The sequence below is a fragment of the Hydrogenivirga sp. 128-5-R1-1 genome, from assembly GCF_000171895.1.
In genome coordinates, this window is sequence record NZ_ABHJ01000040.1 from 1 (window position 1) to 4,810 (window position 4,810).

4 protein-coding genes are annotated in these 4,810 nt (G+C 33.7%); 1 reads left to right on the top strand and 3 read right to left on the bottom strand.

Annotated elements, in window-relative coordinates; genetic code table 11:
- The coding region (locus HG1285_RS18870) for a GGDEF domain-containing protein (RefSeq protein WP_008288258.1) at nucleotides 1-829 on the top strand (829 nt) is incomplete at its 5' end.
- Nucleotides 830-855: 26 nt separating this feature from the next.
- Here HG1285_RS18870 and acnA read toward each other — a convergent pair.
- The 3 genes from acnA to HG1285_RS17635 all read right to left on the bottom strand — a co-directional run.
- Nucleotides 856-3,588 carry an aconitate hydratase AcnA gene (acnA, locus tag HG1285_RS05980; RefSeq protein WP_008288259.1) on the bottom strand — a complete coding sequence of 911 codons (2,733 nt, stop codon included), beginning with the start codon at nucleotides 3,586-3,588 and terminating at the stop codon, nucleotides 856-858.
- 76 nt (nucleotides 3,589-3,664) lie between these two features.
- Nucleotides 3,665-4,429: an undecaprenyl-diphosphate phosphatase gene (locus HG1285_RS05975; RefSeq protein ID WP_008288260.1), complete on the bottom strand. Its 765-nt coding sequence runs from the start codon at nucleotides 4,427-4,429 to the stop codon at nucleotides 3,665-3,667.
- A 21-nt stretch (nucleotides 4,430-4,450) separates the two neighbouring features.
- Nucleotides 4,451-4,810 (bottom strand): IS110 family transposase (locus tag HG1285_RS17635; RefSeq protein ID WP_008288261.1); only part of this gene is annotated, 360 nt, incomplete at its 5' end.

A 4,810-nucleotide genomic window follows, 5' to 3' on the forward strand; every position in this document is an offset into this window, starting at 1 on the left:
AAAAAACTATACTGTACTTCTTTTATCGGGGGCTGTAGTTGCATATGCTGCATTTCTACAGGGAGGAATTGATAAAACAGGATATCTCTGGTCTGTTCTTCTTATAGCAGTTTCTTACCTATTAATGGAAATTAAAAAAGCAAATATATTTTCATTTTTATATGGAATATTTTTGTTTTTTACTGCTGTGGTTCATATTTCAGGATTAGTATCCCTGCCTTATAATCCTTTATCTTACTTTACTATATTGATTATAATCTCCATAATAATTTATGTTGGGAACAGTGTAGTAAAAGAAACTTTAGAAAAACTTTTGTTTTTAGATAAGATTGCAAATCAAGACATCCTCACCGGTCTACATAATAGAAAAAAGTTAATAGAGATTTTAAAAAATGAACTTATCAGGGCAAGAAGATATAATAGACCTCTTTCCATACTTCTACTGGATATAGATGACTTTAAAAAAATCAATGATAAATTCGGACATAACTTTGGAGATAAAATACTCCAAGAGTTTGCTAAATTGCTTAAAATGAGCCTAAGAAATACAGACCATGCAGGAAGATGGGGTGGAGAAGAATTCATTATAGTTTTACCAGAAACAAACAAAAAAAATGCTGTAAAAGTTGCAGAAAAAATAAGAAACCTTATAGGAAATTATTTTGAAGATATATATGGGAAAAAAATAACTGTATCAATTGGATTAACAGAATTTAAGGATTGGAAAAATGAATCTATTGATGTAATAATGCATGAAATTATTGAAATTGCAGATAAAGCTTTATACAAAGCAAAAAGAGACGGTAAAAATCAGGTAGCAGTAAAATAAAAAAAGGGCATTAAGCCCCTCCAATATTATGCAGTTGCTATTTTTCTAAGTACAAGTGGTAATATTCCGCCGTTTTTGAAGTACTCAATATCAACAATAGTATCAAGTCTTGTAATCACGTTAAACTCAACAGCTTCACCGTTTTCTTTTGTTGCTCTAACTTTAAGCTCTTTTCCTGGAGCTATATCTTCAATGCCAAATATTTCATAGACCTCAGTTCCGTCAAGTCCAAGTTCTTCCCAGCCTTCTCCTTCTTTAAATTGAAGTGGTAATACTCCCATTCCAACAAGGTTTGACCTGTGAATTCTTTCAAAAGACTTAACTATAACAGCTTTTACACCAAGAAGCTGTGTTCCTTTTGCAGCCCAGTCCCTTGAAGAACCTGTTCCGTATTCTTTTCCACCAAGAACAATAAGAGGAGTTCCTTCCTGCTCATACTTAACAGCAGCATCATAAACAAACATTTCTTCTTTTTCAGGTAGTTTTAATGTATATCCGCCTTCTTTTGGAGCAACAAGTTTATTTTTAATTCTAACGTTTGCAAATGTTCCTCTAACCATAACTTCGTGGTTTCCTCTTCTTGAACCGTAAGAATTAAATTCTTCTACAGGAACACCGTGTTCAAGTAAATATTTTCCTGCTGGATAGTCTGCAGGTATTTTTCCAGCTGGGGATATATGGTCTGTAGTTACAGAGTCTCCAAGAAGTTCTAACACTCTTGCACCTGTAATATCTTTTGGTGGGTTAACATCTATTGTAAATCCATCAAAGTAAGGAGGTTTTCTGACATAAGTAGAGTTTGCATCCCACTGGAATATTTCACCTGTTGGAGCCTCAAGAGACTGCCAGTATTCATCACCTTTTAGAACATCTTTGTATTTTTCTTCAAATACTTCTGCTGTCAATACGCTGTTTAATATTTCATTAATTTCTTCCTGAGACGGCCATATATCTTTTAAGTAAACAGGGTTTCCGTTAGGGTCTTTTCCTATAGGCTCTGTTGTTAAATCTATATCAGTTCTTCCTGCAATTGCATAAGCAACTACAAGTATTGGAGAAGCAAGCCAGTTTGCTTTTACATCAGAATGAATTCTTGCTTCAAAGTTTCTATTACCTGAGAGTACTGCAGAAACTATTAAATCATTTTCTTTTATAGCTTTTTCTATTTCAGGGTTTAATGGACCACTGTTTCCTATACAAGTCGTACAACCAAATCCAACTATGTGGAATCTTAAAGCCTCTAAATATGGTAAAAGACCAGCCTTTTTGAGATATCCTTCAACAACCCTTGAACCTGGAGCCAAAGATGTTTTTACATAAGGCTTTACATTTAAACCTTTTTCAACAGCCTTTTTAGCAAGAAGCCCTGCTCCTATTAATACAGAAGGGTTTGATGTATTTGTACATGATGTAATAGAGGCAATAACAACAGAGCCATCACCAATTACTACTTCTTTACCGTCTATTTCAACTTTTGCTATTTTCTTTCCTTTATGAACTCTGCATTCTCCAACTTCCATATCTTTTCCTGCTTCATCTTCAAAAGCAGTAATTTCTTTAACATCTATTTCTCTGTTGTAGTTGCAGTTTAAAAGGTCAATAAATGTTTTTTTCATATCTTTTAAGCTAACTCTATCCTGAGGTCTTGAAGGACCTGCCAGTGATGGCTCAACCTTAGACATATCTATTTCAATTACCTGAGAATACTCAGGATTTTCATTTCCTTCATAAAAGAGCATATTTTCTTTTGTATATTTCTCTGCAAGCTCTGCAGCCTCTTTTCTGTTTGTAAGTCTTAAGAAATTAATTGTTTCCTCATCAACCGGGAAGAATCCCATAGTTGCTCCGTATTCTGGAGCCATGTTTGCAATTGTAGCTCTATCTGGAAGAGACAGCTTTTTAACGCCCTCACCAAAGTATTCAACAAATTTTTCAACAACACCAACTTCTCTTAATTTTTGAGTTATTGTTAAAACAAGGTCAGTTGTAGTTGCTCCTTCTGGAAGCTCTCCTGTTAATTTAACTCCAACAACTTCAGGTATTTTCATATAGTAAGGCTGTCCAAGCATAACAGCTTCTGCTTCAATTCCACCAACTCCCCATCCAAGTACACCAAGACCGTTAATCATAGTTGTATGGGAGTCAGTTCCAACTAAGGAGTCTGGGAAAGCAACACCGTTGTTTGTCATTACAACCTGTGCAATGTACTCAAGGTTGACCTGATGAATAATACCACTTCCCGGAGGGAAAATTCTTAAATTATCAAATGCATTTTGAGCCCATTTTAAAAGTAAATATCTTTCTTTGTTTCTTTTGTACTCAAGTTCAAGGTTTTTCTTGTAGGCATCTTCACTTCCAAAGAAATCAATCTGAACAGAGTGGTCAATAACAAGGTCAACAGGTACTAAAGGATTAACTTTTTTAGGGTCTATACCAAGTTCTTTAGCAGCATCTCTCATTGCAGCAAGGTCAACAACACCAGGAACACCTGTAAAGTCCTGCATTATAACCCTTGCTGGATGGTGTGGAATTTCAACAGGTGTTTCATATTTTTTCTGCCAGTTTGCTATATTTTTAACATGCTCTTCTGTTACTACTTTACCGTCAAAATTTCTTAGTAAGTTTTCAACTAAAATTCTAATTGAAAATGGAAGTCTTTCTATGTTTCCAATCCCTGCTTCTTGAAGTTTCTCAAGGCTGTAAACTGTATAACTTTGTCCGTTGGCTGTAATTGACTTTGTGAAATCAGATTTGTTCATCTGATACCTCCATAGTTTATTTTATAAATATTATAATTTGGAAATATGGGAAAAATCAAACACTGTTTTATTATTTTTACAAAAAGAAAAGTAAAAAGATAATCCCAACTACTATTCTATAAACTCCAAAAGGTATGAAGTTATACCTTGAAATAAAAGCAAGAAATAGCTTTATAGAAATAACTGCAAAAACAAAGGCAGTAAAAAATCCAATTCCAAGATTTATCCAGTTGTCCACCTGAAACTCATTATGATGTTTTAAAATATCATAGGCAGTAGCAACAAACATTGTAGGAACTGCAAGTAAAAAGGAAAACTCTGCTGCTGTTTTTCTGTTTAATCCAAGCAAGAGCCCTCCTATTATTGTTGCACCAGACCTTGAAGTACCAGGAACCATTGCAAAAGACTGGAACACTCCTATAAAAAAAGCTTTTATATAAGGAATTTCTTCTACATTTGAAATATGATGCTCTTTTTCTTTATATAAAAGCTCCACTATTATAAAAATAATCCCGCCAACTATCAGCATAGTAGCAACAACATAAGGGCTGAAAAGTGATTTTATTATCTTGTAAAGTAAAAATCCTAAAGCTCCTGTTGGGATAAATGCAATAATTAACCTTTCCCAAAGCTTTCTGCTTGAAAAAAGTTTATTTTTATACAAAAACACAACAGCAAGTATAGAACCAAGCTGAATTGCAACTTCAAATGCTTTATGTGCTTCTGTTTGTTTTATATTCATTATCCAGGAAGCAAGGATTAAATGTCCTGTAGATGAAATTGGTAAAAACTCTGTTAGCCCTTCCAGTACTCCTAAAACAAATGCTTCAAGTACTCCCATTAAATTCTCCTATGAAAGATGTCAACCCACTAAGGTTGCAGTATTTTTATTAAAGTAATTTTCAAACTTTCTATTTTCTTTCAATAAAACGAACATAACTGTAGCTAACTTCCTCGCCAATGCTATCCTTGCTTTGTTCTTACTTACACCTGATTTTATTAACCTGTTAAAAAATTCTTTTAAGCTATTTTTCTTTTTTGTCTTTAACAAAGATATTGCTGCTTGTAATAGTTTATTTCTGAGTGTACTGTCCCCTCTTTTTGTTATCCTTCCCATTTTAATACTATCCCCACTTCCATATACTCTTGGCACTAATCCTATATATGCTCCGACTTTTCTACTATTATCAAATCTTTCTATATTCCCTATTGTGCTTATGAA